Below are 25,996 nucleotides of genomic sequence, written 5' to 3' on the forward strand. Positions count from 1 at the left end.
GCGGTTTTCCGCCCGCATCCCGCTCTAACCCATTAGAATCGATCACGTTTATTGTTTTGGGTCGGCCCGACCCAAAACAATCGTGATCTAAGGAGGAAAACATGGCAGAACTTCAATTGCGCAACATCCGCAAGTCCTTCGGCGCCTTCGAGGTCATCAAGGGCGTCAGCATGGATATCCGGGCGGGTGAGTTCATGGTCTTCGTCGGGCCGTCCGGTTGCGGCAAGTCCACGCTGCTGCGCTTGATCGCCGGGCTTGAGGACATTTCTTCGGGCACGCTCTCCTTCGACGGGCAGGTGGTCAACCAATTGACGCCGTCGAAGCGCGGCATCGCGATGGTGTTCCAGTCCTATGCGCTCTACCCGCACATGACCGTCTTCGAGAACATGTCCTTCGGCATGCAGCTTGCGGGCAAGGACAAGGAACAATGCCGGAAACGCGTGGAGGCGGCAGCCGAGATGCTGCAGCTGACCCCCTATCTCAAGCGGCTTCCCCGTCAGCTCTCCGGCGGCCAGCGGCAGCGCGTCGCGATCGGCCGGGCGATCGTGCGCGACCCCAAGGTCTTCCTGTTCGACGAACCGCTCTCCAATCTCGATGCGGCGCTCCGGGTGGCGACCCGGATCGAGATCGCCAAACTGCATCGCAGCATGCACAAGACGACGATGATCTATGTCACCCACGACCAGGTCGAGGCGATGACACTGGCCGATCGCATTTGCGTGCTACGGGATGGTCGGGTCGAACAGATCGGCACGCCGCTCGAGCTCTACGAGAGCCCGAACTCGGTGTTCGTCGCCGGCTTCATCGGCTCGCCGAAGATGAACTTTCTCACCGGCGCTCTTGCCGCTCCCTACGATGCACACACGATCGGCATCCGGGCCGAACATCTGGAGATCAGGGCAGGGGATGGCAAGTGGTCGGGCACGGTGGTGCATTCCGAAATGCTGGGATCCGACAGCTATATCTATCTCGACATCGGCGCTGCTGAACCGGTCATCGTCCGGGAAGGCGGCACCTCGCTTCACCGGCCGGGCGAGACAGTGCAGATCTCGCCGGTCGGCGACAACATCCACCGCTTCGATGCGGAGGGGCAGGCCTTGGGTCGCATGCCGATGAAAGGGGCGGCCTGACAAACCCTGATGAACAACGAGGCAGTCTTGAGCTTCGGGGCCGCAAATTCCCGGCGGCCCCATCTATCGTACGACGACAGGCCCGCAACGGGCAAAACGCAAGGAGAATGACCGTGCCTATCAGAACAGTCGTTTGGGGCGAAAACATCCACGAGCAGACCAACGAGGTGGTCCGCAGCATCTATCCGAACGGGATGCACAACACGATCGCAGCGGCGCTGAACACGGAAAGCGCGATCGAAGCGACGACCGCGACGCTGCAGGAGCCGGAGCACGGGCTCAGCGTCGAGCGTCTGGCCAATACCGACGTGCTCCTGTGGTGGGGCCACAAGGACCACGGCGCCGTCAGCGACGAGGTGGTCGAGCGGGTCGCCAAGCGCGTCTGGGAGGGCATGGGCCTGATCGTGCTGCATTCCGGCCATTTCTCCAAGATCTTCAAGCGCCTGATGGGAACACCCTGCGCGCTGAAGTGGCGTGAGGCCGGTGAACGCGAGCGCGTCTGGGCGATCAACCCGCGCCATCCGATTGCCGAGGGGCTCGAAGAGAATTTCGTGCTCGAGAACGAGGAAATGTATGGCGAGCAGTTCTCGGTTCCCGAGCCGCTCGAAACCGTGTTCATCTCCTGGTTTGCCGGCGGTGAAGTGTTCCGTTCGGGTCTCACCTGGCGTCGCGGCGCCGGTAACATCTTCTATTTCCGCCCCGGCCATGAGACCTACCCGACCTATCATGACGCCAATGTGCAGAGGGTGCTGCGCAATTCGGTGAAGTGGGCCTACAACGCCGACAATCGCTACACGGCGATCCATGATGCGCCGAACGTGCCGGTCGAAAAGGCGCTGGAGCCGATCGTCGAACGTGGGCCGAAGCTGCACCAGGCCGGCGAAGCAGGATATAGGTGAGAACGATGCGTCTTCTTGTTGTTGGAACCGGCGGCATGGCGAACAGCCATGCCCAGGCCTTTGCCAAGATCGAAGGCGTCGAAATGGTTGGCGCCGTCGATGTCGATCCGTCGCGCGCCCGTGCCTTTGCCGAGAAGCACGGGATCGCCGAGGCCTTCACGTCGCTCGACGAGGCGATCGCCTGGGGAAAGTTCGATGCGGCGACGAACGTGACGCCGGACAAGGCGCATCACCCGACGACGCTGGCATTGCTGGCGGCCGGCAAGCACGTGCTCTGCGAGAAACCGCTCGCCGAGAACTACGCCAAGGCGGCGGAGATGGCGGAGGCGGCCGAGCGCTCTGGCTTGGTGACGATGGTCAACCTCACCTATCGCAATGTCGCGCCGCTGCAGAAGGCGCGGGCGATGGTGCTCGCTGGCGAGGTCGGCCAGTTGCGCCATCTCGAGGCCTCCTATCTGCAGAGCTGGCTCGTCTCCAAGGCCTGGGGCGATTGGGCGACGGAATCGCAATGGCTGTGGCGGCTCTCGACCAAGCACGGCTCGAATGGCGTGCTCGGCGATGTCGGCATTCATATCCTCGATTTCGCCGGTTATGGCGCGGGCACGGATGCCGCCCGGATCTTCGCCCGTCTCAAGACCTTCGACAAGGCGCCCGGCAACCGCATCGGTGAGTATGACCTCGACGCCAATGACAGCTTCGTCATGACGGCGGAATTCGGCAACGGCGCCATGGGCGTCATCCATGCCAGCCGCTGGGCGACGGGACATCTGAACGAACTGCGGCTGAGGCTGCACGGCGACAAGGGCGCGCTCGAAGTGGTGCACACACCCGATGACTCCACGCTGCGCGCCTGCCTTGGCGCCGATGTCGAAACCGCCACCTGGCGCGATGTCGATGCGGGCACCGTTCCGACCAACTACCAGCGGTTCGTGGCGGCCGTGCGCGAGGGCAGGGCTGAGGAGCCGGGCTTCCGCCATGCGGCAAACCTGCAGAAGGTGCTCGACCTGGCCATGGAGACGGAAGCCGGACGACGCGAACTCGCGGTTTGACGCACTGGTAGTGCGGGCGGCGTAACCATTGCCACCCGCTGCCTTGTTCAAGGGCTGATTTCAGCTCCCTGAAAGCCCATTCGGCGATCCGTGTTTGACAGCACGGATCGCCGAATGCGGTACTGGACCCCGCGTTTTCTGAGGCACGCTAGGGCCGTTGTAACACCCTGAACTGCTGCATAATATCGCCCTCGATCGATTCCGATTTGACGATTTATGCAACAGGGTCCGCGCGTCAGGGTGTTACCGTTGCGCCGACGGTGTTTTCCACCGACTGGCCGAGACGTCGTACTTGCTCGTCGTAGTTCTTGCGGGTGTTGGGGTCGAAAATCATGATCGGCGTCGAGACCGCGAGGCTCGCCGCGTTGCCGACGGTCTGCGTGGCGCCGAGCGTGACGGCGCCCAGGCGTTCGCCAAGCCCGACATCGGAATCGGTCACGGTCTGGCCCGCGATCAGGCGGTTGCCGAGCAGGCGCACGACTTCCGGACTTTCGGCGAACTTGCCATGGTTCAGCTTGTCGCCGCCCTTCAGCGCCGTCAGGTCGATGACGCTGATGCCGGCCTTTTCCAGTTGCGTGCGGTAAGGCTCAGCGGTCGGATCGATCTGCCCAAGGCGGTCGACATTGCCGGAAATGCGCCTGGACAAGGTCAGCGCCCGGTCGTCGCGCGACACGAATAGCGTGAACTTCGGCCGCTTGTCGCCCATGGCGCGGATCTGCTGGCCGAAGACATCGACGTCGAGATCGGGCGAAGCCAGGATGACGTCGGTGATCTTGGGCGCGATGCGTTTGTCGCGGATCGCCATCTGGCGCAGAGCCTCGACCGTCAGCCACGAGCCCATGGAGTGGGCCATGACGGTAATTTCACTGACCTGGGGGTTGCTCGAGGCACGTCGAAGCAGTTCCTCCAGCGCATCCCGCGAATAGTTGGTGCTTTCCTTGTCGTAATTGTAGTCGAAGATGCTGGCGCGCGAGGGCCAGGTGAAGATGACCGGGGCGACGTCCGTGCCGGAATCGTGCACGATCTGGGCAAAGCGGTAGACGGCATCTTCGTAGCGATTGTTGAACCCGTGCACGAAGATCAGCACACGACGGCTCTTCGGCAGGTTACCCTTCAGCCAGCTTTGGACGTCGTTGCCCTGATGCAGCGGCGTGACGCTGACCGTGGAAAAGTCGCGCTCCGGATTGGCCGGGAGCTTCTTCGGCCATTGCACTTGGCCGACTTCGCGGTTCTTTTCCGGTGGGATGGAAACGACGATTTCCGTCAGGGAAAGCTGGTCTGACCGTTCGCCGCTGAAAAGCACGCCCGGTTCCGCCGTGGGGGCGCGTGTTGTCGCGACCATCAGGTCGACTTCGGAGGCGCCACCCGTCGTGCCCGAAGGAACGAGCACGCCCACCGGACGACCGGCACAGGCAGCGAGGGTTACGGCAAGCAGGAGCGTGGCGGCGACGCGGCTCCAATGCCCTTCCGAACCTGCCAGTGAAAACGGACGCAGCAACCAAACCCCCAGTACCGCATCATGCGGTGCGACATCCCGGCCATCGGGACCAAGCTATTTCCTTGCATTAGAAACGGCAGATTTTCATCCCTTGATCGATATTGCGCACCTGTTGCCGCTGTGTTTGACGGAGAGATTGCGGCAATCATGCAACATTTCGCTACAGGCAGGCCTGGGTAAAACCCCCTGATATTCATTGAAAAGGCTTTGGCCTTTCAATAGCATCGCCACGACTTTCTCCCGGACACGGCGGTAAACGGCCTGTTCGATCTCCTTGAAATGATGAGGGAATTCAGGAATGCAGGCGGTTTTCGATGGCCATAACGACGTGCTTCTGCGCCTGTGGCAGAACGCCCGGAAGGGGTCCGACCCGGTCCGCGAATTCGTCGACGGTATCGGCGAGGGCCATATCGATGCGCCACGCGCCAGGGCGGGCGGCCTCATCGGCGGCCTTTCGGCGATCTACGTGCCCTCGGGCGATCTGATCCTGCAGCCGCCGGATGAAAACGGCCACTATGAAACGCCGCTTTCGGCGCCTCTCGAACACTTGCCGTCGCTGGCCGTCGCCATGCAGCTCGCAGACATCGCCGTTCGGCTCGACCGGGCAGGGGCGTGGAAGCTCTGCCGCTCGACTGGCGAGATCCGCCGTGCAGTCGAGGCCGGTGTCTTCGCTTCCGTCCTGCATATGGAAGGCTGCGAGGCGATCGGCGCCGATCTTTCGGCACTTGAAACCTTCCATGCCGCCGGGCTGCGCTCGCTCGGGCCGGTCTGGAGTCGCCACAACGTCTTCGGCCATGGCGTGCCGTTCTCCTATCCGAAGTCGCCGGATACGGCGCCCGGCTTGACCGGGGCGGGTTTTGAACTGGTGCGCGCCTGCAATCGCCTCGGCATCCTCATCGACCTCGCGCACATCACCGAGCAGGGTTTCTGGGACGTCGCGAAGACGACAGATCAGCCGCTGGTCGCCAGCCATTCGAACGCGCATGCGCTGACGCCGGTTGCGCGCAACCTCACCGACAGGCAACTCGACGCCGTCAGGGAAAGCAAGGGCCTCGTCGGCCTCAACTATGCGACGACGATGCTGCGCGCCGATGGCCAGGAGAATGCGGCGACACCGCTTTCCGACATGGTTCGCCATGTCGACTACATGGTCGAGCGCATGGGCATCGAATGCGTGGCGCTCGGATCGGATTTCGATGGTGCGACGATCCCCGAGGGGATCGCCGACGCAGCCGGTAACCAGGCGCTCGTTGCCGCGTTGAGAGGTGCCGGATATGGTGACGCCGAACTGGCAAAGATATGCCGGGAGAACTGGTGGAGAGTTCTGGGACAGGCTTGGCACGAGGCCGCCTGAACCATGAAGAAGGGGCCCAAAAGGGCGCAAACGAGGGAACTGCAAAAATGATGCACAAGCTCAATGGACGTCTTCGCCTTCTGACCGCTTCGGCGGCGCTGGCCATGGTCATGGCCGCCACCGCGCCGGCCTTCGCCGAAACGCCGAAGGACACGCTGGTCGAAGCCTTTGCGATCGACGACGTCATTTCGATGGATCCGGGCGAAGCCTTCGAGCTGACCGCCGCCGAAATCACCGGCAACACCTACAGCATGCTGGTGCGCCTCGACATCAACGATACCTCCAAGGTCGTCGGCGATCTCGCCGAGAGCTGGACCGTGTCCGACGATGGCCTGACCTACACCTTCAAACTCAAGTCCGGCCTGAAGTTTGCCTCCGGCAACCCGGTGACCGCGGAAGACGTGGCCTGGTCATTCGAGCGCGCCGTGAAGCTGGACAAGAGCCCGGCGTTCATCCTTACCCAGTTCGGCCTTACCGGCGACAACGTCACCGAAAAGGCGAAGGCAACGGACGAGCAGACCTTCGTCTTCACCGTCGACCAGCCCTATGCGCCGAGCTTCGTGCTCAACTGCCTGACGGCGACCGTCGCCGCCGTGCTCGACAAGAAGCTCGTTCTCGAACACGCCAAGGCAGTAACCCCAAGCGACGACTTCAAGTACGACAACGACTTTGGCAACGAATGGCTGAAGACCGGCTATGCCGGCTCCGGTCCGTTCAAGCTGCGCGAATGGCGCGCCAACGAGGTCATCGTTCTCGAACGCAACGACAACTACTATGGCGAACAGGCAAAGCTCGCCCGCGTCATCTATCGCCACATGAAGGAAAGCTCCGGCCAGCGCCTGGCGCTCGAAGCCGGTGACATCGACGTTGCCCGCAACCTTGAGCCCGGCGATCTCGATGCCGTGTCGAAGAATGCCGATCTTGCCGCCACCAGCGCGCCCAAGGGCACGGTCTACTACATCAGCCTCAACCAGAAGAACGCCAACCTCGCCAAGCCCGAGGTGCGCGAGGCCTTCAAGTACCTGGTCGACTATGATGCGCTCGGCTCGACCATCATCAAGGGTATCGGCGAAATCCACCAGAGCTTCCTGCCGAAGGGCGTACTCGGCGCTCTCGACGAGAACCCCTACAAGCTCGACGTCGCCAAGGCGAAGGAACTGCTCGCAAAGGCCGGCCTTGCCGACGGCTTCACCGTCACCATGGACGTTCGCAACGGCCAGCCGGTCACCGGCATTGCCGAATCCTTCCAGCAGACGCTCGGCCAGGCCGGCGTGAAGCTCGAAATCATCCCTGGCGACGGCAAGCAGACGCTGACGAAGTATCGTGCCCGTAACCACGACATGTACATCGGCCAGTGGGGCATGGACTATTTCGATCCGAACTCGAATGCGGAAACCTTCACCAGCAACCCCGACAATTCCGACGAAGGCAAGAACAAGACGCTTGCCTGGCGCAATGCCTGGGATGTTCCGGAGCTGACAAAGAAGACCAAGGAAGCTCTCCTCGAGCGTGACGGTGCCAAGCGCGCCGAGACCTACAAGGAGCTGCAGAAGACGGTGCTCAACGAAAGCCCCTTCGTCATCATCTTCCAGCAGACCGAAGTCGCCGGCTACCGCGGCAACGTCAAGGGCCTGAAGCTTGGCCCGAGCTTCGACACCAACTTCGTCGCCGGTATCACAAAAGAATAGGCCGTCTCGAAGGAATAAACCGAAAGGATCGTTCCCTTGAGCATGAGCGGAACAGAGACAGTGGGCGGGCGCAAACGCGCCCGTCCCGGCAAGATCGTTGCAGCCGTGCTGCGCTTTCTTGTCGTTGTCGTCACGACATATCTCGGCCTTCTGGCCGTCACCTTCTTCATCGGCCGGGTAATCCCGATCGATCCGGTTCTCGCCGTCCTCGGCGACCGGGCGCCGACGCACGTCGTCGAAAGGACGCGCGAGGCGATGGGGCTGAACCTGCCCCTCTACCAACAATTCTTCATCTATGTCCGCCAGGCGCTGACCGGTGAGTTCGGCGTTTCGGTGCTGACGACCAATCCGGTTATGACCGACATTCGCCGTGTGTTTCCCGCGACGATGGAGCTTGCGACGCTCGGCACGCTCATCGGCGCGCTGATTGGCGTGCCGCTCGGCGTGCTTGCCGCCGTGAAGCGCGGCAGCATCGCCGACCAGATCGTGCGCGTCATCGGCCTCGTCGGCTATTCGGTGCCGATCTTCTGGCTGGCGCTCCTGTCGCTGCTCGTCTTCTATGCGCGGCTGAAGTGGGTCGCCTATCCGGGCCGCATCGATATCGTGTTCGAATACACGTTCACCCCCATTACCGGCTTTTATCTCCTGGATTCGCTCTGGCAGCGGCAATGGGACGTCTTCTTCGACGTGTTCCGCCACATCATCCTGCCGGCCGCGCTGCTCGGCTACTTCTCGCTCGCCTATATCAGCCGCATGACGCGCAGCTTCATGCTCAACGAACTGCAGCAGGAATACATCGTCGCGGCGCGCGCCAAGGGATTGTCCGAGACCCGGATCATCTGGGGACATGCACTGCGCAACGCGGCGGTACCGCTCGTGACCGTGATTGCGCTCTCCTATGCCGGCCTGCTCGAAGGCTCGGTGCTGACCGAAACCGTCTTCGCCTGGCCGGGCCTAGGCCTCTACATCACCAACTCGCTGCAGAATGCCGACATGAACGCCGTCCTCGGTGGCACCATCGTCATCGGCTCGGTCTTCATCGGTATCAATCTGCTGTCCGATCTTCTCTACCGGACACTCGACCCGAGGACGCGTCAGCGATGAGCACCATTACCGAAACACGTCCGATGACGCGCCGCGAATGGCTGCTGTCCGATCGCCCGCAGTCGCGCACCCAGGCCCGTCTCGGCCGCGCCTACATGACCTGGCAGCGCTTTGCCGCCAACAGGCTCGCCGTTCTCGGCCTCATCATCCTGTTGGCGCTGGTCTTCGTTGCGGCCTTCGCCGATTTCCTGGCGCCGCATTCCCCCTATCTCGGCGATCTCGCCAATGCCCGGCTGCTGCCGCCCGGAAGCCCCGGCTACCTGCTCGGCACCGACGATCTCGGCCGCGACATCCTCTCGCGGCTGATCCATGGGTCGCGGCTGACGCTCGCCGTCGTGTTGCTCGTTGCAATCATCGCGGCACCCATCGGCCTGATCGTCGGTGCCGTCGCCGGCTATGCGGGCGGTTGGGTCGATGCGGTGCTGATGCGTATCACCGATATCTTCCTGGCCTTCCCGAAGCTGGTCCTGGCGCTCGCCTTCGTTGCGGCACTCGGCCCGGGCATCGAGAATGCGGTCATCGCGATCGCCATCACCTCCTGGCCGCCCTATGCGCGTATCGCCCGCGCCGAGACACTGACGGTGCGCAACTCCGACTATATCGCCGCCGTGCAACTGATGGGCGCGTCGCCCATTCGCATCGTCTTCCGTCACGTGATGCCGATGTGCATGTCGTCGCTGATCGTGCGCGTCACGCTCGACATGGCCGGCATCATCCTGACCGCGGCCGGCCTCGGCTTCCTCGGCCTTGGCGCACAGCCGCCGCTGCCGGAATGGGGCGCGATGATTGCTTCGGGCCGCCGCTTCATCCTCGACCAATGGTGGGTGGCAACCATGCCCGGCATCGCCATCCTCATCGTCAGCCTCGGCTTCAACCTGCTTGGCGACGGCCTGCGCGATGCGCTCGATCCCCGGGAGAGCGGCCAATGAGTGCGCTCCTGACCGTTGAAAACCTCAAGGTTTCGTTCCCGACCCGCACCGGCCTCGTCGAAGCGGTGCGCGGCGTCTCCTTCACGCTCGGCCGCGAACGCCTCGGCATCGTCGGCGAAAGCGGTTCCGGCAAGTCGCAGACGGGCCGTGCCATCATGGGGCTGACGCCTGGTCATGCGCAGGTGACGGCAAAGCAGCTGTCCTTTGACGGGATCGATCTGCTCTCCGCTTCCCCGAAGGTCCGCCGGGATCTCAGGGGCAAACGGATCGCCATGATCCTGCAGGATCCGAAGTATTCGCTGAACCCGGTCATGAGCATCGGCCGGCAGATCGTCGAGACGCTGCGGCAGCATGAAAACGTCAGCCGGGCGGAAGCCCGGGAGAGGGCGCTCGACATGCTGGCGGCCGTGCAGATCCGCGATCCGAAGCGCGTCTATGATCTCTATCCGCACGAGGTTTCGGGCGGCATGGGGCAGCGCGCGATGATCGCCATGATGCTGGTTGCCGGGCCGGAACTCCTGATTGCCGACGAACCGACATCGGCGCTCGACGTGACGGTACAGCTCGAAGTGCTTGGTATCCTCGACAAGCTCGTTGCCGAGCGCGGCATGGGCCTGATCTTCGTATCGCACGACCTGCGCCTGGTCTCGTCCTTCTGTGACCGGGTCATCGTCATGTATGCCGGCAGGATCGTCGAGGAACTGGCGGCATCCGAACTCGCCAACGCCAGGCATCCCTATACCCAAGGTTTGCTGAACTGCATGCCGGCGATCGGGTCCGATCGCCATCCCCTGCCGGTTCTCGACCGCAAGCCGGAGTGGGCTCAATGACATCAGCCGTTTCCGTCTCGAACCTCTCCGTCACCTATGACGACTTCAAGGCGCTGAACGACGTCAGCGTCGAGATCGCGCCGGGCGAATCCTTCGGGCTCGTCGGCGAATCCGGATCGGGCAAGTCGACTTTGCTGCGGGCGATTGCCGGCTTGGCGCCAGCCACGGGCGGCACTATCCGGGTTCATGACCGCGCGCTGCAGGGGACCAAGCGCGACAAGGCCTTCTATCGCGCCGTGCAGATGGTCTTCCAGGATCCCTACGGTTCGCTGCACCCGCGCCAGACGATCGACCGGCAATTGCTGGAACCCCTGGCGATCCACGGCGTGGCCGACGGCGAACGCCGCATCCTGAAGGCGCTTGACGAGGTCGGTCTCGGATCCGGGTTCCGGTTCCGCTATCCGCACCAGCTCTCGGGCGGTCAGCGCCAGCGGGTCGCGATCGCCCGCGCGCTGATCCTCGAGCCATCGATCCTGTTGCTCGACGAGCCGACCTCGGCGCTCGACGCCTCGGTGCAGGCGGAGGTCCTGAACCTGCTGGAACAGGTCAGGCGCAACCACAGGCTCACCTTCATCATGGTCAGCCACGACCTCGGCGTCGTCACCCATATGTGCGACCGGCTGGCGGTCATGCAGGGCGGGCGTGTCGTGGAGCGCCTGTCCTCGGCGGATCTCGTCGCCGGGCGGATCGGTGAGGACTACACGCGCAGCCTGATGGTCGCGAGCAAGGGCTTCCAGCGCAAGGACGTAGCCGCGACCGCGTGACGAGACTGCTGCAAGCGGGGCGGTCGTCCCGCTTGGATGCTTTTCGTCGCAAGGAACGGCGCTAAGTCCGGTCCATTTAGGCGCTTTGCCGCCAGACCGAGGTCGAGTCGGTGATCACCTTTTGGATGCGGCGCTGCTCACGCCATTCTCGTCCCATGTCCTTGATGACCGGGCGCGCCTCCGGCGAGAAGATATAGTTCCGGGAGCGGGCGACGTAGGCTTCCATTGCGGGGTTCACGCCCGAATAGAACTGCTTCTCCGGATCGCGGGAGAGATCCATCAGGCCGGCGCAGTGCCGCGCAAATCCACCACGCAGGATGGACGGAGACGTCGTGAATTTCGGGAAGGTGCGGAACAGCGGGATCTTGATCCCGAGCAGACGCGCATACTCGTTTCGCCGATGGAAATGGCCCTTGCGTCGGATATCCCAGTTCTGGTCCGCGGTGTGGAACGACACCTGGGTGACCGCCGGATCGGCGAAGGGCGCCAGCAATTCCTCGCCCATGTCCCTCAAGGCAATCCAATCGTCTTCGAGATGGAAGACATAGTCGGCGCTGGTCGCCGACCAGAGTCTCGCGACAGCCGCGCAGAAGCCGGGGCTTTCCGGCTGGAAGACGACCCCGTCGGGGAAGTGGCTGCGGAAGATCTCGACACAGGCACCGTGATCGGCCGTCGATCCGAAGACCGGGTCAAGATTGAGATAGGCTTCGCCTAGTTCAAGGTTGCTGAAAATTCTCTCCCGGAAACTGGCAAGCGTCTGAGCAAGCAGATCCGGGCGCCGAGTGGCGACAAGGCATAGGTCAAAGGTAGACATGGCACCTTCCTAGGCGCTTTGTTTACAACCGTCAATACCCACGCTGCCGCTGAATTTGACGCTGATTTCGGCTATTTTGGGGCAAAAGCGTTTCAGTGCGATAGTTTTTTGATTTTCGTTACTTAGCGAAAGTGCCAGGCGGAAAAGACGTCGACATCTCTTAGCGCCCGGCTCCCTGATCAGAGGATCTGAATTTCCGGAATTGCAACGACAAATTGCCCGCCCCAGGCGCGGATCGCGGCATTGTCGGCGACAATTTCGTCCGTGAGATTCCATGGCAGGATCACGAGATAATCGGGCTTCGCCACTTGCAGATGGGCCGGTGCGTGCACCGGAATGTGGGTGCCCGGCAACAGCTTGCCCTGTTTCAAGTCGTTGCGGTCGACTGCGAAGGCAATCTCGCCCGGCTTCACGCCGCAGACATTGAGGAAGGTGTTTCCCTTGGCCGCGGCGCCATAGGCGGCCACCGTCTTGCCTTCGGCCTTGGCGCGCGCCAGGAACTCCCGAAATCCTTTGCAGACGGCGGCGATCCGGTCATCGAAGGCAGAATAGGTTTCCATCCGCATCAGGCCGGCAGCGGCTTCCTTTTCGCGGACGGCCGCGAGCCTTTCGGTCGCTTGGCGCTTGCCCGAGGCAAGCTGGGCAAACACGCGCAGCGAGCCGCCGTGGGTGGTGAGTTCCTCGACGTCGAACACGTTCAGGCCGGAGCTTGCAAAGATGCGTTCGACGGCGGCCAGCGACAGGTAGGAATAGTGTTCGTGGTAGATCGTGTCGAACTGTATGCCTTCCATGAGGCGCAGGAGATGCGGGAACTCGAACGTCGCCACGCCATCGGGTTTCAACAGGATGGCGAAGCCACCGACGAAATCGGCGATATCGGGAACATGCGCCAGCACGTTGTTGGCCGCCGTCAAATCGGCGCGGATGCCGCGGTTGACGAGGGCCGTCGCGGTTTGCCGGCCGAAGAAGGCCACCTCGGTCGGAACCTTGCGGTCTTCGGCGATCCGCGCCGCATTGGCGGCGGGCTCGACGCCGAGCACCGGCACACCTTTGGCGACGAAGTATTGCAGCAGGTAGCCGTCGTTCGAGGCGATCTCGACGACCTGCGACGAGTTCCCGAGTCCAAAGCGGTCGGTCATGGTGTCGGCGTAGCGGCGAGCGTGCTCCAGCCAACTGCTCGAGAACGAGGAGAGATAGGCGTAACCGTCCGTAAAGATCTCGTCGGCCGGCACGGTCTCCGTCGTCTGCACCAGCAGGCATTCAGAACAGACCATCGCCTTCAGCGGGAACGAGCGTTCACGCGCGATGGCTTCCTCGGTCGGCTCCAGGAACGAGTTCGACCAGGGCGTCGATCCCAGGTCAGCGACGACGGTCGCGAGCGGCGTCGCGCAGAAACGGCAGTTGTGGGACATTGAAGTCGTTAGCCTCTCATGAATGCGTCGATTTGGCCGAGCGTCAGGTCGCGGGCGGAGCCGCCGCGACGCCAGCCATCATACCAGTGCGCCGTCCAGGCGATCGCCTGATCCTGCGAGAGCCTGGCGGTCCAGGACAAGGTTTTCAGCGCGAGCGCGGGATCGAGGCCGAGCGTCTGCATCTCGCGGGGTTGATCCGCCGACGAGTTGTCGCGCCATTGCGTCGGCAGGCCCATGGCGGCCTGGATCGCGCCGGCGACATCGCGCACGGGAATCTGCCGTTCTGCGGGGGAGGGGCCGAAATTCAGCGCGGCAGCTTCGGTTTGGCCCTCGTGCAGGGCCTCGGCATAGACGAAATAGCCGTTGAGGCAATCGAGCACATGCTGCCACGGCCGCGTCGCCATCGGGCTGCGGATATCGAGCATCTCGCCCGACAGCGCGGCACGGACGATGTCGGGGACCAGCCGGTCGACCGAGAAGTCTCCACCGCCCAGCACGTTGCCGCCGCGGGCGGTCGCCACACGGATGCCGCGCTCGCGCAGGAACGAATCGCGCCAGGTGGAGACGACCAGCTCGCAAGCGGCCTTGGAGCCGGAATAGGGGTCATGGCCGCCGAGCATGGCCTCTTCCGGAAAATGCCGGCCGCTTTCGTCGTTGCGGTAGACCTTGTCGGTGGTCACGACAACGATCGTCTTGAGAGCCGGCGCCGCGCGGGCGGCCTCCAGCAGCCGCACGGTTCCCATGACGTTGACGTCGAAGGTTTCGGCCGGCGTCCGGTAGCTTTCGCGCACCAGCGGCTGGGCCGCCATATGCAGCACGATTTCCGGGTCGAACTGTCGCATGGCCGTCGCGAGCGTATCGCCGTCGCGGATATCGCTCAAATGTTCGCCTGCGATTTCGCCAGGCCCGAGCAGGGCGTGCAGGGATGGCTCCGCGGCAGGCGGCAAGGCGTAGCCGGCAACGCGGGCGCCCATTCGAGCCAGCCAGAGCCGCGCCCAGCTTCCCTTGAAACCGGTGTGCCCGGTCAGAAGCACGCGCTTGCCGGCCCAGAAGGCGGGATCGGCCAGCCGGCTCATGACCAGACTTTCCAGGGCGCCGAGCCGTTTTGCCAGAGCTCTTCGAGCTGGTTCTTGTCGCGCAACGTATCCATCGGTCGCCAGAAGCCGTCATGCGGGAAGGCCATCAACTGGCCATCGCGGGCCAGGCCCTCGAGCGGCGTTGTCTCGAACGAGGTGTGGTCGCCCTCGATGCGATCGAGCACGGCCCTGTTGAGGACGAAGAAGCCGCCATTGATGCGGCTGTTGTCGCCGGCGGGCTTCTCGATGAAGCTTTGAACCCGTCCGTCGCTGACGGCGAGGGCGCCATAACGGCCCGGCGGAACCACGCTGGTCACGGTCGCTTCGCGGCCGTGGCTGCGATGGAAATCGGTAAGCGCCTTGATGTCGATGTCGGCAACGCCATCGCCATAGGTGAGGCAGAAAGTATCCCCCAGATGGTCGGCGACGCGCTTCAGGCGTCCGCCGGTCATGGAATCCGTGCCGGTGTCGACGAGCGTCACGCGCCACGGCTCTGCCTTGTTGGAATGAAAGAGCGTCTCGCCGGTCGCCATGTCATAGGTGACGTCGGATGAATGCAGGATGTAGTTGGAGAAGTATTCCTTGATCATATAGCCGCGGTAGCCGAGGCAGATCACGAAATCCGAGAAGCCGTAGTGGCTGTAGATCTTCATGATATGCCAGAGGATCGGCCGCCCGCCGATTTCGATCATCGGCTTGGGTCTCAGATGACTCTCTTCCGAGATGCGCGTGCCGTAACCACCGGCAAGTATGACGACCTTCATGCTCTCTTCCCGCTGTCGCTAGATGCCCATGCAAGGATACCGGGCGGATTGACAACGTTGGCAGCTTCGACCAGAAGTCTATCGGTTCCAGGCACGGGTAGTTATGGCTGAGCATTGAAGCATTTCCCGATTCTGTGCAATCGCGATCAGAATATTCGCTGGTCTATATATGAATATATGCGCACGTACATGACAATCTCGACAAGACCATCACCGTGACGCAAGATTCCGCCTCCCCGGTCTTTTCCGTTGTCATTCCGACGCGCAATCGGCCGGATATCCTGGTCGATGCTGTAGCGAGCGTACTCGAGCAGACCTTTTCCGACCTCGAGCTCATCGTCTCGGACAATTCGCAGTCCGCTGACAGCGAACTCACCCAGGTTGCTCTTGATCAGTTTCGGTCCGACCCTCGCTTTCGCTATATTCGTCCCGACCTTAACTTGCCGATGGTCGATCACTGGGAGTGGGCACTTACCCACGCGAGAGGCCGATATGTCGGTGTCGTCACCGATCGAATGGCGCTGCGTCTCTATGCGCTTGAAGAGGTCTATACGGCGATAGAACGGACCAAGGCGGCAACTGTCGGCTACGCGACGGCGAACGCGCGAGAACTCCCGGGATATCGCGGCCTACGGCGTGGACATGGGGGCGTCGCCACGCGAGAGATCGCGACTGCGGACAAGCTACAGCAGTTTGCGCGCGGCGATTGGCCCAAGGACACGCCGCGGATGCTGAATTCCTTCACGCATCGGGATTTGCTCGCCTCTCTCCGGGAGCGCTATGGCACTGTTTTTACGGGTATATCGCCGGACTATGCCTTCGCGTTCCGAACGCTCGAAGCGTTGAACAGCTACGTGTACATCGACTTTCCATTGCTGGTGACACAGGGAGAAGCGCGGAGCAACGGCAACGCGCTGACGATCGGCGCCGTCACACAAGAGACCACGGACTTCCGGCGGCGGATGCTGGAGGAGCAGGGGGAGTGGCTAAAATATGGACCGATGCCGGGCGATACCAGCGTGCTCCTAAACGGCATCTTGCGTGAATATGCGCTGGCTGCGGAACAGAGCCGGTCCAGCCGATTCCCTCAAATTGAACCCGCAGATTTCTATCGGGGGGCGATGAGCCAGGCCGCGGGTTGGGCGCGCAAGGCGATGCTTCCGCCGGGCGTCGTGAGTGCGCTCGACGAGTATCGGGTAACACACGGTCTGAACCCGATCGCGCTGCCGCACCCGAAGCCGCGGGTTCGGCGCTGTGTGAACCTAGTCGCCGGCGGGAAGATGGGGCCGTTGTCATTGCGGCGGACGATCGCGTCCCTGAGGCTTTCGATCGAGCGCGGCCTCATGAAACTCGGCATAGGTTCGCATTTCGCCGGCCGGACGTTGAGAGATGTCATCCGACAGGACCTGCGCCTTCGTCAACGCGAAGGCAAGTAGCGATTGTATCACCGCGGCTCATGGCAGCGGCGCTTGGACATTTCTTTGGAAACTCGGACTCAGGCGGTAGCGCAGTCGCGCAACACCTGCACGACCCGGCCGATCTCTTCGGCCGTCATGTCGTGATAGCTCGGCAGATTGATCGCCCGGCCGGGAAGGTCATAGGCAACGGTGTTTTCCGGCACGCTTTCGAAGGGTGGCAGCGAGCTCAGCGGCCAGAAGAAAACGCGGGCGTCGATGTTCTCGGCGGCGAAAGCACCCTGCAGTTTTTCCCGCGTGACGTCGGTTTCCGGCGCGAAAACGACCGTCGGCATCCAGAAGCCGTTCTTCGTATCCGCCGGTTCCGGGTTCATGGAAATGGCGTTCACGCCCGCGAGTTGTTCCTGATAGGCGTAGAAGATCTCGCGCTTGCGCTCGACCAGTTCGTTCACGCGTTCGATCTGGGCGAGACCCACGGCCGCCTGCAGGTTCGACATCTTATATTTGAAACCGACCTCGTCCGGCCAGAACTGCTTCTTTTGTCCGCGCGCCCGGCCGTGATTGGAAAGAGTCAGCACCTTTTCGTAGAGCTTGCTGTCGCTGGTGACGAACATGCCGCCTTCGCCGGTCGTCACGGTCTTGGTGCCGTGGAACGAAAATGCACCGAAGGCGCCGAGCGAGCCGGCCTTGCGTCCGCGCCATTCCGATCCGAGTGCTTCGGCTGCGTCCTCGACAACGGGGATGTCGTGCCGCGCGCCGATTGCGAGCAGGCGGTCCATGTCGCAGAGATTGCCGTAGATGTGCACGGCGATGATCGCCTTGGTCTTCGGCGTGATCGCCGCCGCCGCTTTCTCGGGATCGATGCACCAGCTGTCGGGGAGCACATCGACAAAGACAGGCTTTGCTGCGAGGTGGACGATCGGGGCGGCGGATGCGGTCCAGTTCGTGTCGGCGAGAATGACTTCATCGCCCGGCCCGACGCCGAGGGCGGCAAGGCCCATGTGCAGCGCGCCGGTGCAGCTTGACGTCGAGATCGCATGGGTGACGCCGAGATGGGCGGCAAAGGCGGCCTCGAAGCGGTTGATGTAGTCGTAGCAGCGCTCGCCCCAGCCGTTCGCCGCTGCGTCGGTGGCATAGGCGACTTCGCGTTCGGTGATTGAGGGCTTGGTGTAGAGGATGCGAGGTTTCGTCATGTGGGCTGCCTGTGCTCAAGCCGATCGGTCGTTGGTTGCCTCTGCAGCAACGATCTTGTCAATCCGGCCGCCGATCTGCGCGCCGAGATAGAGGTTCTCGTAATAGCGGTCCGGGAAGCCGGCCTGCCGCATATGATGGGCAGTCCGGTCGATGTCATAGGGGACGCGATGGAGCTCGATACCTGCCTCGGAAAGCGTCGCGAAAGCGGCGCGCGGGTCGCCGTCGCGCGGCTGCCCGACCGAGCCGGGATTGCAGAAAGACTTGCTTCCGATCTCCAGACGGACCTGCACATGGGTATGCCCGGCGAACAGCCGTTCGCACCCGTCGGGGAACTGCGCTTCCGAGATCTTGTAGAGATATTCGTCTATCGGATCCTGCCAACTGCCGTGGACGAAGTAGGTCGATCCGTCGATGACATAGGATCGCGATCCGCCGAGCCAGGCGCGTTGATCGGCCGAGATGACGCCTCTCTGGTACTCGATGATGTCGTTGACCATCTTCGATCGCGGGCAGCCTTCGCCGCTGACGATGTAATGGTCGTGATTGCCCATGATGTTCACAATGCCGCGTGCTTTCAGCGCGTCGATGCACTCGCCCGGTTGGGCGTAGTATCCGACGACGTCACCAAGCGAAAGCACTGAGCTGCAGCCGAGTTCGTCGATGCGTGCGAGTACTGCCTGCAGGGCAGGAAGGTTGCCGTGAATGTCGGAAATGATGGCGATCATAGGACGACCAGATCTTCTGAGTAGCGCCAGGCACGGCCCGTTTTGATCTCCGGTGCCTCGGGTTTTTTCCCGTATGCGTAATAGTCGAGGGCCATCGCCGCCTCGTTGTAGCCGAAGGCTGCGCGCAGTGACGTACTGCTCGAGAAGCGGGGATTGATTTCGAGCAGATAGGGGGTCGTGCCCTCTAGCCGGAACTGATAGTTCGTCGGCCCAAGCGGCTTGAAGTGTTCGGCAAGCTGCTGAACCGCTTTCGTGATGACGGGAGCATCGACGACCTCGGCATATTGCGTGTTGCCGGCGACCGACAATCTCCGACGGAAGATGATCGGCGGCAGCATCGTGCCGTCGCCGAGGCCGAATGCACCGACGGTGTATTCTTGATCGTCCGTGCCGACACGTTTTTGAATGAGGAAATCGTCGGCGCTCTTGTGCGTCCAGTAGTCGAAATCCGCCTTGTCACGAAGCAGCACGATGCCTCGTGAGCCATTTCCGCGGCGGGGCTTCAAGAGCAACGGCAAGGGGCCCAGTTCGCGTTCGCAGTCGGCAAGGTTCCGGTTGAGCGTACTCGGGATTGCCGGAAGTCCGGCCTGCAACAGGACCGTGCCCATGTCCCATTTGTCCTGAGCGAGGGCAATCAGATGGGCCGTGTTCAGCGCTATCCGCGTCGCTATCGTGTCGAACACGGCGCGGTGTTCGTTGAAAAACAGAACATCGTGCTCCAGGCCAGGCAGCACCACCGCGACGTCTTCGCGCTGCAGCAGATCCAGCCAGAAATCGAGATACTCCGGTGAGGCCTCGTCGCAGGCCGGCTTGGCGACGAAATGGTCGCACCAATGCCGGCCGATGCCATCGGCGTCCCGATCGACGCCGACGATGCGGATCGGGGTATCCAGCTTTCGCAGCGATGCGGCGATCCCTTGGCCGATGATCGCGCCGACTGCCGTTACGACAACCGTGATCGTCCGTTGCGGCTGCTTGTCGGCTTTGTCCATCATTTCACGTCCATTGGTCCGAAGGCGCTGGCCGTACCGGCATCCCGGATGCCGCTGATGCCTTCGTGCATTGTGGCCAAGGAGAGCTTCCCCAACGTCGTCAGCGTCCCCTCCGCTGCGGGGGTGTCAACAGGCCGGAAGGACGTCTTTTCCGGTGCGACTTCGACCGCTCCGCCACGACCGAACACGTCGTAAGCGATATCGGCGATATCACGGTAGCTCAAGGGATCGGGGTGAACTGCCGCATGGACACCCGACAGCCCTTTTTGCGCCGCACGTATCATCAGATCTGCGGCATCGCGTACATGGAGGAAGTTTTGAGAACCCCGCGAATCCGGCATCCGAATGGTCGCACCACGAGAGGCGTAGGCGATGATCCGGCCGAACCACGGCTGATGGGCGCAGCATCGCCCTTCGGTATCGTACAGTTGTGACAGTCGAAGGCTGCAGAAGAGCTTGCCCTGCTTTTGCAACTGCCAGCTCAACAGCTGCTCGGCCAGAGCTTTGGTGAGCCCATAGGATGTGAACCGGTCTCGGTTCAGGTTTTCATAGGACCAGATTGAGCCGGCATAGACCAAGGCTCTTGCATTCAGCCGAAGGACGAGTTCGGCAACGCCCAGGGAGCTCGTGGTGTTCGTTGCGTAGTTCTGCCTCAGGCCGGCATCGCTGTCGTCGCCAAAGCTCGAGGCGCAATGGAAGACGATATCGGCGGACGCGCCGGAGGTGCCGGCGAGAGCGCCTTCCAGGTCAAAGAAGAGATCGTCCTCGGACGAGCGCCCGACGCTCAGCGTTTCAATGCCGCACGCTCGAAGCTGTGCAACCACATGACTGCCAAGCATCGATCGTGCGCCGATGACGGCCGCCTTCTTCATGTCGGCTCGGCTTCCATCAAAAGGCCGACGCACAGATCCGGGAATTCGATGCCGACCTGCAGCATGGCCTGCAAATTGGCCTGGAAATCGGGCAGCGTCTGTAGCACCGGCAGCGGCAGCGGTTTCAGGTAGATGCCTTCCTCATGCACGACCCGGAACCCATGGTTTTGCAACTCGCTGCGGAACGTGTCGCGGCAGTATTGGCGCTTGTGTCCAAGGGCGAGATCGTTGGCGTTCAGGCTATAGATGTCATCGATCTTGCCGAGCTCCAGGCCGAGCCGGCGGTTCAGGGATTTTGCATTCGGCACGGCAGCAAAGAGCCGGCCGCCGGGCTTGAGGAAGCGCTTGAAGCGATCCAGCACATAGCCGGGATCGTCCACGTGCTCGAGGATGAAGCCCATCACGATGACGTCGAAGCGCTCGTCGGTGTCGAAGTTCTCGAAATAGGAGAAAACGATTTCGCCGGCGAAATCGGGGCTCTTCTCCTTGAAGAGGTCGATCACCAGCTGCGATCCTTCGACGATCACATGACGCTCGCAAACCGCGTTGAAGAGATGCGGGGTGTAGCCGTGACCGATGCCAAGGTCCAGCAATGAATGGCAGGACCCGAAGCGCTTGACCACACGCTGCGGATACCAGTTGAGGATCAGGTCGTTTTCAATGGCGGTCGGCGCATTCGGAAGGTATTCCGATGCGACGGCATCCAGGTTCTCGGAGGTCATTGCGTAAATTCCTTCCAATCGATCGCTCCCGACCGCACGACACTTGCACCTTCCGGCCCACAATTGGCAACAAGATCCAGGCCGGTAACATAAGGGGTGAATTCGCCATAGAGTTGCGGATAGGGGGTGAGCTCGTAGCTCATGTAGCGCACGTTGATGCCGTTGCGCTCGAAGAGTTCGTGGTCGAGATAGTTTTTTGCCCCGTGGCCCGTGACGTAGATGCTGCCGTCGAGCCGGGTGACGATATCGTAAAGCCGCTGGCTACCCGAGCCGCCGATGCCGAGCGCGCGCGCGTTCAAGAACTCCGGGGCCGGGAGATCGAAATAGCGCACGAGCTCGAGGATCGAATGACGGGCAAGCTCGGCCAATGTCGGCGCATTCCGATTAAAGACCTTGTCCACGATCTTCAGCATGTCGTCGCGGAATGGGGCCTTCTGGTAGGCGTGCTGCAGGACCTTTCGGTGCTTGCTTCGCCAGTCTTCGCGGTCATCGATGACGACCTCGTCGATCAGGTCGCCCTGGTGATGATCCCGCAACGGAACCGTGATCCAATTCCGGCCGCCGCTGGTCTTCACCTGCACCCTGTTAAAGAAGCCCCGGGCAAACTGAACGTCGTCGTAGTGCACAAAGACATCCGCCAGGCGGACCTGTTCGAGCAGTCCAACCCAAGGGAAATACATAGATTGCGAGACAACGATGGTGCGGTCCATAAGCTGTTCGTTCGTTACCTTGCCGTGGGGATAGTTTCCTTGGCCCTGGTTGCCGGCGTCAGGCGCTGACGCATTTCAGATAGCCGCGCGGCGAGCTTGAAAGCACGAGCTTGCCGTTCAATGCCTCGTCGGCCTCAAAGCGGGTTGTCTCTTCCATGTAAGCCGTGAGCGCCGCGTAGGGCTCGTCGCCGGCGCGCCAGATTTTTGAGCGCTTGGTGGGGGTCTGCGATGCGTCGGCCCAGCCGAGAACCGTATCCGCCACCACCATGTACTGGCCTTCGGTGACGAGCGGGCCGTAGGCGCGCAATTCGTCCAGCACGTGGTCGCGGCTATGGTCGCTGTCGAGCACCACCATGACCGAGGCGCCCTCCGGGATTTCGGCCTTCACCTTCGCCAGCGTTTCGGCCGTCGTCGACGGGCCCTCGATCAGCGTGATGCGCGAGGACATCGGGTGCTTTTCGATCGAGTCGCGATTGTGGGCGCGGATGTCGATGTCGACGCCGATGACCCTGCCCTTGCCGATCAGTTGCAGCATCGCGGCCATGAAGATCACCGATCCGCCACGGGCGACGCCCGTTTCGATGATGACGTCCGGCTTGGTGTTCCAGATGACTTCCTGGGTTGCCATGACGTCGGCCGGCATCTGGATGATCGGCACGCCCATGAACGACCAGAGGTAGGAATAGTCGTATTTGTCGAGCGTCACCAGCGTGTCGAGAGATTGGCGAAAGGCGGCGTCGTCCTTACCGAGCGCCAGCGCCATTTCCTTCTTGTGAGCCTCGAATGCGAGACGATCGTCTGCTACTGCCATAACTGCTGATGTCCTTTTTCGGATACAATCCACCAATATGCCGGAGGTCGCGATTCGCGATCTGGCAGCCTCGTCGATTCGTAATCGCTTTCCTGTGAACGCTTTCATGTCGGCAATTGCAAATACGGTCAAGGCCGGTTTCTTAAGGGGGAAAAGAGAGGGCGTCTCGCTCGCTCGTGGAAGTTTCAAATGTCGCGCTTCAACCGAGTTCCCACACCCCTCGCGGGTCTCATTGTCGTCGAACGTCAGCGCTTTGGCGATGATCGCGGCTTCTTTTCGCGCTTCTTCTGCCGCGAGGAACTTGCCGATTTTGGCGCAGACGGTTCGATCGCGCAGATCAATCACACGTTGACACGAGCGGCAGGCACGGTTCGCGGCATGCATTTCCAGCGGGCGCCGCACGACGAGACGAAATTTGTCTCTTGTCTTGCCGGCACGATCTTCGATGTTGCCGTCGACATGCGGCCGGACTCCCCGACCTACCTCCAATGGCATGGCGAGGTGCTGAGCGCGGAAAACGGGAGATCGATGATGATCCCCGGTGGTTTCGCGCATGGGTTCCAGACGCTTTGCGCCGACTGCGAGTTGATCTACCTGCACGACAAGCCCTATGCGCCGCAGGCCGAAGGCGGCCTCAATGCCCTGGATCCAAGGCTGGGGATCGCCTGGCCTTTGCCGGTCGCGCAGATGTCGGCGCGCGATCAGGCTTTCTCCATGCTCAAGGCTGAGCGCTGACTGCCGCACGCTGACCATCGTTGACTTCATGGTGGATGGGTGGACAATGACCTTTCCGCGCCACCACGAGAGAGAAGGGGTGTCGACGATGACGATCGCCAGAAAACTTCAAGACTATATCGATGATGCGGGTGTTGCCTATGACACCGTCGCCCATCATCGTACTTCCACCACCAGCCAGACTGCGAGAGCGGCGCATGTACCCGGCAACAGGCTTGCCAAATCCGTGGTCGTCCACCACGAGATGGGCTACGTGCTCGCCGTTGTGCCGAGCACGCACCGGGTTGAACTCTCCACCTTGCAGGACGTGATGGACCGGCGCCTCGGTCTCGCTTCGGAGGAGGAGGTCTGCAACCTCTTCGCCGATTGCGATATCGGCGCGGTGCCGCCCATCGGTTCGGCCTATGACGTGCCGGTGTTGCTCGACGAAAGTCTGGGCGACGTAAACGACGTCTACTTCGAGGGCGGCGACCACAAGACGCTGGTGCACATGAGCGGGTCGAACTTCCGCAACCTGATGAAGGGTGCGCAGATCGCTCGCTTCAGCCACCCGGCGTAACGGCCGCGCAGTGGTGAATTGCCAAGACCGGCGGTTCGCCGGCGGCGGCGTTCGTGCGCGCGAATCGCTTGGACCGGAAATGATGGCCAACCGATGGTGAGCATGGGCGCGCTGGAACGCTACCTGTCGGGCCTATCGGAGCGGCGGCGGGGGAACTCGGACCGCGCCGGCCATCGAGCCGATTGCGGGCAACGTGATTGGCAAGCGTTGCATCGGCTCCACGAGGCCGCGACGGCGATCTTCGCCTAAATGTAATCCGCCGATGTCGTGAAATTCGACAATAACCAGCGTGCCGTTGTTGCGAATGCCGAGTAGAGCCAATCGACTATGGCGCATTCGCAAACGTCACGTTCCGGTATTGTTCACTGGGTGGCCGCTCCGGTGACAAATCCCATGTTCTAGACCTGCAGAGCATGCAAAATCGTCCGATGGTCTGCAGCTATCGGCAAAACAATCCTTGCGAAATAGTCACTGAAAGAATCGGTATCTGACAATTTTCCGTTGTGACAAATGAAAAATCTGCTTTACTGCGCCTCGCTGCTTGGCTTTTCGGGGGATATTGCCGATGGAGTGTACCCGCAGGGATATTATGCTTGGTGGTTTGGCGCTGCTCGGCGCCGGCGCGGTCCAGAAGCCGGCCTTTGCCGCAGCGACGTCCTATTTTGCCGGCCCGGCTGTCGACAATGGCGTGACCTATCGAAGCACGAATTTCGCCAAGATCGACAGGAAATGGCAGCGCCAGGTCGTCAAGTATTTCAGCAGCGAGCCGATCGGCACCGTGGTCGTCGATACCAGGCACCATTTTCTCTACCTGATCATGGAGAACAAAACGGCCATCCGCTATGGCGTCGGCGTCGGGCGCGAGGGCTTCAAATGGTATGGCCGCGCCACGATCGACCGCAAATCGCTCTGGCCGCGGTGGACGCCGCCGCCGGAGATGCGGGAGCGCCACCCCGAACTGCCTGAATTCGTCGACGGCGGCTCGCCGAAGAACCCGCTTGGCCCGCGCGCAATGTACCTGCTTCGCGATGGCGTCGATACCGGCTATCGCTTCCACGGTACGCTGGAGCCGGGCAGCATCGGCAAGGATGCTTCCAGCGGTTGCATCCGCATGTTCAACGAAGATGCGATCGATCTTTATCAGCGGTGCCCGATCGGCACAGCCGTGCAGGTCCTGCCGCATATTGCCGACAAGGCCCCCGAGGTCAGCCAAGCAACCCCGGTCGCAAATCCGGTCGAATGAGGAAAATCACCCTGATGCCCGCTATGCCCGGATATACGAGGCTGCTTTCTGTTGCGGCCATTCTGCTGACCTTGACCGCCTGCAGCACCACCGAGATTGCCGCGGTCGAAGAACCGGCCGTGGCGCCGATGACCGGACAAACCGACGATCCGGCGCCCGGTTTCGAAACGGTTGCCGCTGGCAGCGAAGAGGACTTCATCCTCAATGTCGGCCGCCGGACCTACTTCACGCAGGACTCGGCCACGCTCGATTCCGTCGCCAAGGCAACGTTGGACAAGCAGGCCATCTGGCTGAACAGCAATCCGCGCTGGCTCGTCAAGCTGCAGGGCTTTTCCGACGATTCCGGTTCCGCGTCGAAGATGGCGACGCTGTCGCAGCAACGCGCCGATGCGGTCATGGCCTATCTCAGCTCGAAAGGCGTGGACCCGAACCGCATGTGGGCCAAGGGCTACGGCAATGACCGCGAGGTCCGCGACTGCACGGAGCGCTCCTGCAAGGTACAGAACCGCCGCGTCGTCTCCAATCTACGCACCGAGCGCGACGCGATCTGATCGCGCGCCGGACGGGTCGGTCTTGTAGGCTCCGGCGGGAGCCTGCTCAGTGAAACCTGCGACAACGGCAAGAGCCGTGTTCAGTGCGAAACCGATACAGAATGCGACTATACGAAGCATGGATGTTTCCTTGAAACCATCGTGTTGAAAGGGGCT

Annotated in this window: 27 protein-coding genes; 14 read left to right on the forward strand and 13 right to left on the reverse strand. The window is 62.1% G+C overall.

What is annotated here, in order from left to right; all coding sequences use genetic code 11:
• Positions 1 to 101: 101 nt before the first annotated feature.
• From AC0C6X_RS18695 to AC0C6X_RS18705, 3 genes are all read left to right on the forward strand, one after another.
• Positions 102 to 1,130, forward strand: a complete 1,029-nt coding sequence (locus tag AC0C6X_RS18695; RefSeq protein ID WP_247958625.1) for an ABC transporter ATP-binding protein — start codon at positions 102 to 104, stop codon at positions 1,128 to 1,130.
• Positions 1,131 to 1,237: 107 nt separating this feature from the next.
• Positions 1,238 to 2,029 carry a ThuA domain-containing protein gene (locus AC0C6X_RS18700; protein WP_173517542.1) on the forward strand — a complete coding sequence of 264 codons (792 nt, stop codon included), beginning with the start codon at positions 1,238 to 1,240 and terminating at the stop codon, positions 2,027 to 2,029.
• 5 nt (positions 2,030 to 2,034) lie between these two features.
• Entirely contained in the window at positions 2,035 to 3,078 is a 1,044-nt protein-coding gene (locus AC0C6X_RS18705; protein WP_173517541.1) for a Gfo/Idh/MocA family protein, read from the forward strand.
• 235 nt (positions 3,079 to 3,313) lie between these two features.
• On the opposite strand, the gene AC0C6X_RS18710 is transcribed toward AC0C6X_RS18705, so the two are convergent.
• Entirely contained in the window at positions 3,314 to 4,513 is a 1,200-nt protein-coding gene (locus AC0C6X_RS18710; protein WP_472954710.1) for an alpha/beta hydrolase, read from the reverse strand.
• A gap of 361 nt (positions 4,514 to 4,874) precedes the next feature.
• On the opposite strand from AC0C6X_RS18710, the gene AC0C6X_RS18715 reads away from it, so the two are divergent.
• The 6 genes from AC0C6X_RS18715 to AC0C6X_RS18740 are packed head-to-tail and all read left to right on the forward strand — an operon-like array spanning position 4,875 to position 11,245.
• On the forward strand, positions 4,875 to 5,930 hold the full coding sequence (locus tag AC0C6X_RS18715) for a dipeptidase (protein ID WP_247958624.1): 1,056 nt from the start codon (positions 4,875 to 4,877) through the stop codon (positions 5,928 to 5,930).
• A gap of 47 nt (positions 5,931 to 5,977) precedes the next feature.
• On the forward strand, positions 5,978 to 7,618 hold the full coding sequence (locus AC0C6X_RS18720) for an ABC transporter substrate-binding protein (protein ID WP_247958623.1): 1,641 nt from the start codon (positions 5,978 to 5,980) through the stop codon (positions 7,616 to 7,618).
• A 60-nt stretch (positions 7,619 to 7,678) separates the two neighbouring features.
• Complete coding sequence (locus tag AC0C6X_RS18725; RefSeq protein WP_173518188.1) at positions 7,679 to 8,722, forward strand: ABC transporter permease; 1,044 nt, start codon at positions 7,679 to 7,681, stop codon at positions 8,720 to 8,722.
• Positions 8,719 to 9,651, forward strand: a complete 933-nt coding sequence (nikC, locus tag AC0C6X_RS18730; RefSeq protein ID WP_173517538.1) for a nickel transporter permease — start codon at positions 8,719 to 8,721, stop codon at positions 9,649 to 9,651. Before AC0C6X_RS18725 ends, nikC begins: the two co-directional genes overlap by 4 nt.
• Positions 9,648 to 10,481: an ABC transporter ATP-binding protein gene (locus tag AC0C6X_RS18735; protein ID WP_173517537.1), complete on the forward strand. Its 834-nt coding sequence runs from the start codon at positions 9,648 to 9,650 to the stop codon at positions 10,479 to 10,481. Before nikC ends, AC0C6X_RS18735 begins: the two co-directional genes overlap by 4 nt.
• Positions 10,478 to 11,245 carry an ABC transporter ATP-binding protein gene (locus AC0C6X_RS18740; protein WP_472954564.1) on the forward strand — a complete coding sequence of 256 codons (768 nt, stop codon included), beginning with the start codon at positions 10,478 to 10,480 and terminating at the stop codon, positions 11,243 to 11,245. The genes AC0C6X_RS18735 and AC0C6X_RS18740 overlap by 4 nt, the downstream gene beginning before the upstream one ends.
• A gap of 76 nt (positions 11,246 to 11,321) precedes the next feature.
• Here the strand turns inward: AC0C6X_RS18740 and AC0C6X_RS18745 are convergent, their stop codons facing one another.
• The 4 genes from AC0C6X_RS18745 to rfbF form a co-directional block, all read right to left on the reverse strand.
• Positions 11,322 to 12,059, reverse strand: coding sequence for a glycosyltransferase family 2 protein (locus tag AC0C6X_RS18745; protein WP_472954565.1), 738 nt, complete (start codon positions 12,057 to 12,059; stop codon positions 11,322 to 11,324).
• 179 nt (positions 12,060 to 12,238) lie between these two features.
• Complete coding sequence (locus tag AC0C6X_RS18750) at positions 12,239 to 13,471, reverse strand: methyltransferase domain-containing protein (RefSeq protein WP_472954567.1); 1,233 nt, start codon at positions 13,469 to 13,471, stop codon at positions 12,239 to 12,241.
• 8 nt (positions 13,472 to 13,479) lie between these two features.
• Positions 13,480 to 14,547: a CDP-glucose 4,6-dehydratase gene (gene rfbG, locus AC0C6X_RS18755; protein WP_472954568.1), complete on the reverse strand. Its 1,068-nt coding sequence runs from the start codon at positions 14,545 to 14,547 to the stop codon at positions 13,480 to 13,482.
• Entirely contained in the window at positions 14,544 to 15,311 is a 768-nt protein-coding gene (gene rfbF, locus AC0C6X_RS18760; protein ID WP_173517532.1) for a glucose-1-phosphate cytidylyltransferase, read from the reverse strand. Before rfbF ends, rfbG begins: the two co-directional genes overlap by 4 nt.
• A 215-nt stretch (positions 15,312 to 15,526) precedes the next feature.
• Between rfbF and AC0C6X_RS18765 the strand changes: the two genes are divergently transcribed.
• A complete protein-coding gene (locus AC0C6X_RS18765; protein WP_472954570.1) occupies positions 15,527 to 16,747 on the forward strand; it encodes a glycosyltransferase family 2 protein in 1,221 nt (406 codons plus the stop codon).
• A gap of 59 nt (positions 16,748 to 16,806) precedes the next feature.
• Here the strand turns inward: AC0C6X_RS18765 and AC0C6X_RS18770 are convergent, their stop codons facing one another.
• Genes AC0C6X_RS18770 through AC0C6X_RS18800 form a run of 7 tightly spaced genes read right to left on the reverse strand, consistent with a single transcriptional unit; the run spans position 16,807 to position 22,752 of the window.
• Positions 16,807 to 17,919, reverse strand: coding sequence for a DegT/DnrJ/EryC1/StrS family aminotransferase (locus tag AC0C6X_RS18770; RefSeq protein ID WP_472954572.1), 1,113 nt, complete (start codon positions 17,917 to 17,919; stop codon positions 16,807 to 16,809).
• 15 nt (positions 17,920 to 17,934) lie between these two features.
• The gene (locus tag AC0C6X_RS18775) at positions 17,935 to 18,645 is read right to left on the reverse strand and encodes a metallophosphoesterase family protein (RefSeq protein ID WP_173517529.1); all 711 of its coding nucleotides are present in this window, start codon (positions 18,643 to 18,645) and stop codon (positions 17,935 to 17,937) included.
• Positions 18,642 to 19,640, reverse strand: coding sequence for an ATP-grasp domain-containing protein (locus tag AC0C6X_RS18780; protein ID WP_472954574.1), 999 nt, complete (start codon positions 19,638 to 19,640; stop codon positions 18,642 to 18,644). Before AC0C6X_RS18780 ends, AC0C6X_RS18775 begins: the two co-directional genes overlap by 4 nt.
• Complete coding sequence (locus tag AC0C6X_RS18785) at positions 19,637 to 20,509, reverse strand: NAD-dependent epimerase/dehydratase family protein (protein ID WP_173517527.1); 873 nt, start codon at positions 20,507 to 20,509, stop codon at positions 19,637 to 19,639. Before AC0C6X_RS18785 ends, AC0C6X_RS18780 begins: the two co-directional genes overlap by 4 nt.
• Positions 20,506 to 21,231 carry a class I SAM-dependent methyltransferase gene (locus AC0C6X_RS18790; RefSeq protein WP_173517526.1) on the reverse strand — a complete coding sequence of 242 codons (726 nt, stop codon included), beginning with the start codon at positions 21,229 to 21,231 and terminating at the stop codon, positions 20,506 to 20,508. Before AC0C6X_RS18790 ends, AC0C6X_RS18785 begins: the two co-directional genes overlap by 4 nt.
• Positions 21,228 to 21,941, reverse strand: a complete 714-nt coding sequence (locus AC0C6X_RS18795; RefSeq protein WP_173517525.1) for a WbqC family protein — start codon at positions 21,939 to 21,941, stop codon at positions 21,228 to 21,230. The genes AC0C6X_RS18790 and AC0C6X_RS18795 overlap by 4 nt, the downstream gene beginning before the upstream one ends.
• A gap of 58 nt (positions 21,942 to 21,999) precedes the next feature.
• Complete coding sequence (locus AC0C6X_RS18800; protein ID WP_173517524.1) at positions 22,000 to 22,752, reverse strand: cephalosporin hydroxylase family protein; 753 nt, start codon at positions 22,750 to 22,752, stop codon at positions 22,000 to 22,002.
• Between the two features lie 189 nt (positions 22,753 to 22,941).
• Between AC0C6X_RS18800 and rfbC the strand changes: the two genes are divergently transcribed.
• From rfbC to AC0C6X_RS18820, 4 genes are all read left to right on the forward strand, one after another.
• A complete protein-coding gene (rfbC, locus tag AC0C6X_RS18805) occupies positions 22,942 to 23,487 on the forward strand; it encodes a dTDP-4-dehydrorhamnose 3,5-epimerase (RefSeq protein ID WP_247958618.1) in 546 nt (181 codons plus the stop codon).
• A gap of 88 nt (positions 23,488 to 23,575) precedes the next feature.
• Entirely contained in the window at positions 23,576 to 24,046 is a 471-nt protein-coding gene (locus AC0C6X_RS18810; protein ID WP_173518187.1) for an aminoacyl-tRNA deacylase, read from the forward strand.
• Between the two features lie 565 nt (positions 24,047 to 24,611).
• The gene (locus AC0C6X_RS18815) at positions 24,612 to 25,289 is read left to right on the forward strand and encodes a L,D-transpeptidase (RefSeq protein WP_173517522.1); all 678 of its coding nucleotides are present in this window, start codon (positions 24,612 to 24,614) and stop codon (positions 25,287 to 25,289) included.
• Positions 25,286 to 25,840, forward strand: coding sequence for an OmpA family protein (locus AC0C6X_RS18820; protein ID WP_247958617.1), 555 nt, complete (start codon positions 25,286 to 25,288; stop codon positions 25,838 to 25,840). The genes AC0C6X_RS18815 and AC0C6X_RS18820 overlap by 4 nt, the downstream gene beginning before the upstream one ends.
• Here the strand turns inward: AC0C6X_RS18820 and AC0C6X_RS18825 are convergent.
• Complete coding sequence (locus AC0C6X_RS18825; protein ID WP_247958616.1) at positions 25,814 to 25,960, reverse strand: hypothetical protein; 147 nt, start codon at positions 25,958 to 25,960, stop codon at positions 25,814 to 25,816. The two genes, AC0C6X_RS18820 and AC0C6X_RS18825, sit on opposite strands and share 27 nt — an antisense overlap.
• Between the last annotated feature and the right edge of the window lie 36 nt (positions 25,961 to 25,996).

This window comes from Ensifer sp. VA4 (genome assembly GCF_055710065.1).

Bases quoted from the DNA above. Each gene is read 5' to 3' on its own strand.
- nikC (WP_173517538.1), top strand. From the start codon at position 8,719: ATGAGCACCATTACCGAAACACGTCCGATGACGCGCCGCGAATGGCTG.
- AC0C6X_RS18740 (WP_472954564.1), top strand. From the start codon at position 10,478: ATGACATCAGCCGTTTCCGTCTCGAACCTCTCCGTCACCTATGACGAC.
- AC0C6X_RS18825 (WP_247958616.1), bottom strand. From the start codon at position 25,960: ATGCTTCGTATAGTCGCATTCTGTATCGGTTTCGCACTGAACACGGCT.
- AC0C6X_RS18735 (WP_173517537.1), top strand. From the start codon at position 9,648: ATGAGTGCGCTCCTGACCGTTGAAAACCTCAAGGTTTCGTTCCCGACC.
- rfbC (WP_247958618.1), top strand. From the start codon at position 22,942: ATGTCGCGCTTCAACCGAGTTCCCACACCCCTCGCGGGTCTCATTGTC.
- AC0C6X_RS18750 (WP_472954567.1), bottom strand. From the start codon at position 13,471: ATGTCCCACAACTGCCGTTTCTGCGCGACGCCGCTCGCGACCGTCGTC.
- AC0C6X_RS18705 (WP_173517541.1), top strand. From the start codon at position 2,035: ATGCGTCTTCTTGTTGTTGGAACCGGCGGCATGGCGAACAGCCATGCC.
- AC0C6X_RS18800 (WP_173517524.1), bottom strand. From the start codon at position 22,752: ATGGCAGTAGCAGACGATCGTCTCGCATTCGAGGCTCACAAGAAGGAA.
- AC0C6X_RS18810 (WP_173518187.1), top strand. From the start codon at position 23,576: ATGACGATCGCCAGAAAACTTCAAGACTATATCGATGATGCGGGTGTT.
- AC0C6X_RS18715 (WP_247958624.1), top strand. From the start codon at position 4,875: ATGCAGGCGGTTTTCGATGGCCATAACGACGTGCTTCTGCGCCTGTGG.
- AC0C6X_RS18770 (WP_472954572.1), bottom strand. From the start codon at position 17,919: ATGACGAAACCTCGCATCCTCTACACCAAGCCCTCAATCACCGAACGC.
- AC0C6X_RS18790 (WP_173517526.1), bottom strand. From the start codon at position 21,231: ATGACCTCCGAGAACCTGGATGCCGTCGCATCGGAATACCTTCCGAAT.
- AC0C6X_RS18820 (WP_247958617.1), top strand. From the start codon at position 25,286: ATGAGGAAAATCACCCTGATGCCCGCTATGCCCGGATATACGAGGCTG.
- AC0C6X_RS18815 (WP_173517522.1), top strand. From the start codon at position 24,612: ATGGAGTGTACCCGCAGGGATATTATGCTTGGTGGTTTGGCGCTGCTC.
- rfbF (WP_173517532.1), bottom strand. From the start codon at position 15,311: ATGAAGGTCGTCATACTTGCCGGTGGTTACGGCACGCGCATCTCGGAA.
- AC0C6X_RS18795 (WP_173517525.1), bottom strand. From the start codon at position 21,941: ATGGACCGCACCATCGTTGTCTCGCAATCTATGTATTTCCCTTGGGTT.
- AC0C6X_RS18720 (WP_247958623.1), top strand. From the start codon at position 5,978: ATGATGCACAAGCTCAATGGACGTCTTCGCCTTCTGACCGCTTCGGCG.
- AC0C6X_RS18775 (WP_173517529.1), bottom strand. From the start codon at position 18,645: ATGATCGCCATCATTTCCGACATTCACGGCAACCTTCCTGCCCTGCAG.
- AC0C6X_RS18785 (WP_173517527.1), bottom strand. From the start codon at position 20,509: ATGAAGAAGGCGGCCGTCATCGGCGCACGATCGATGCTTGGCAGTCAT.
- AC0C6X_RS18700 (WP_173517542.1), top strand. From the start codon at position 1,238: ATGACCGTGCCTATCAGAACAGTCGTTTGGGGCGAAAACATCCACGAG.
- AC0C6X_RS18745 (WP_472954565.1), bottom strand. From the start codon at position 12,059: ATGTCTACCTTTGACCTATGCCTTGTCGCCACTCGGCGCCCGGATCTG.
- rfbG (WP_472954568.1), bottom strand. From the start codon at position 14,547: ATGAGCCGGCTGGCCGATCCCGCCTTCTGGGCCGGCAAGCGCGTGCTT.
- AC0C6X_RS18780 (WP_472954574.1), bottom strand. From the start codon at position 19,640: ATGATGGACAAAGCCGACAAGCAGCCGCAACGGACGATCACGGTTGTC.
- AC0C6X_RS18695 (WP_247958625.1), top strand. From the start codon at position 102: ATGGCAGAACTTCAATTGCGCAACATCCGCAAGTCCTTCGGCGCCTTC.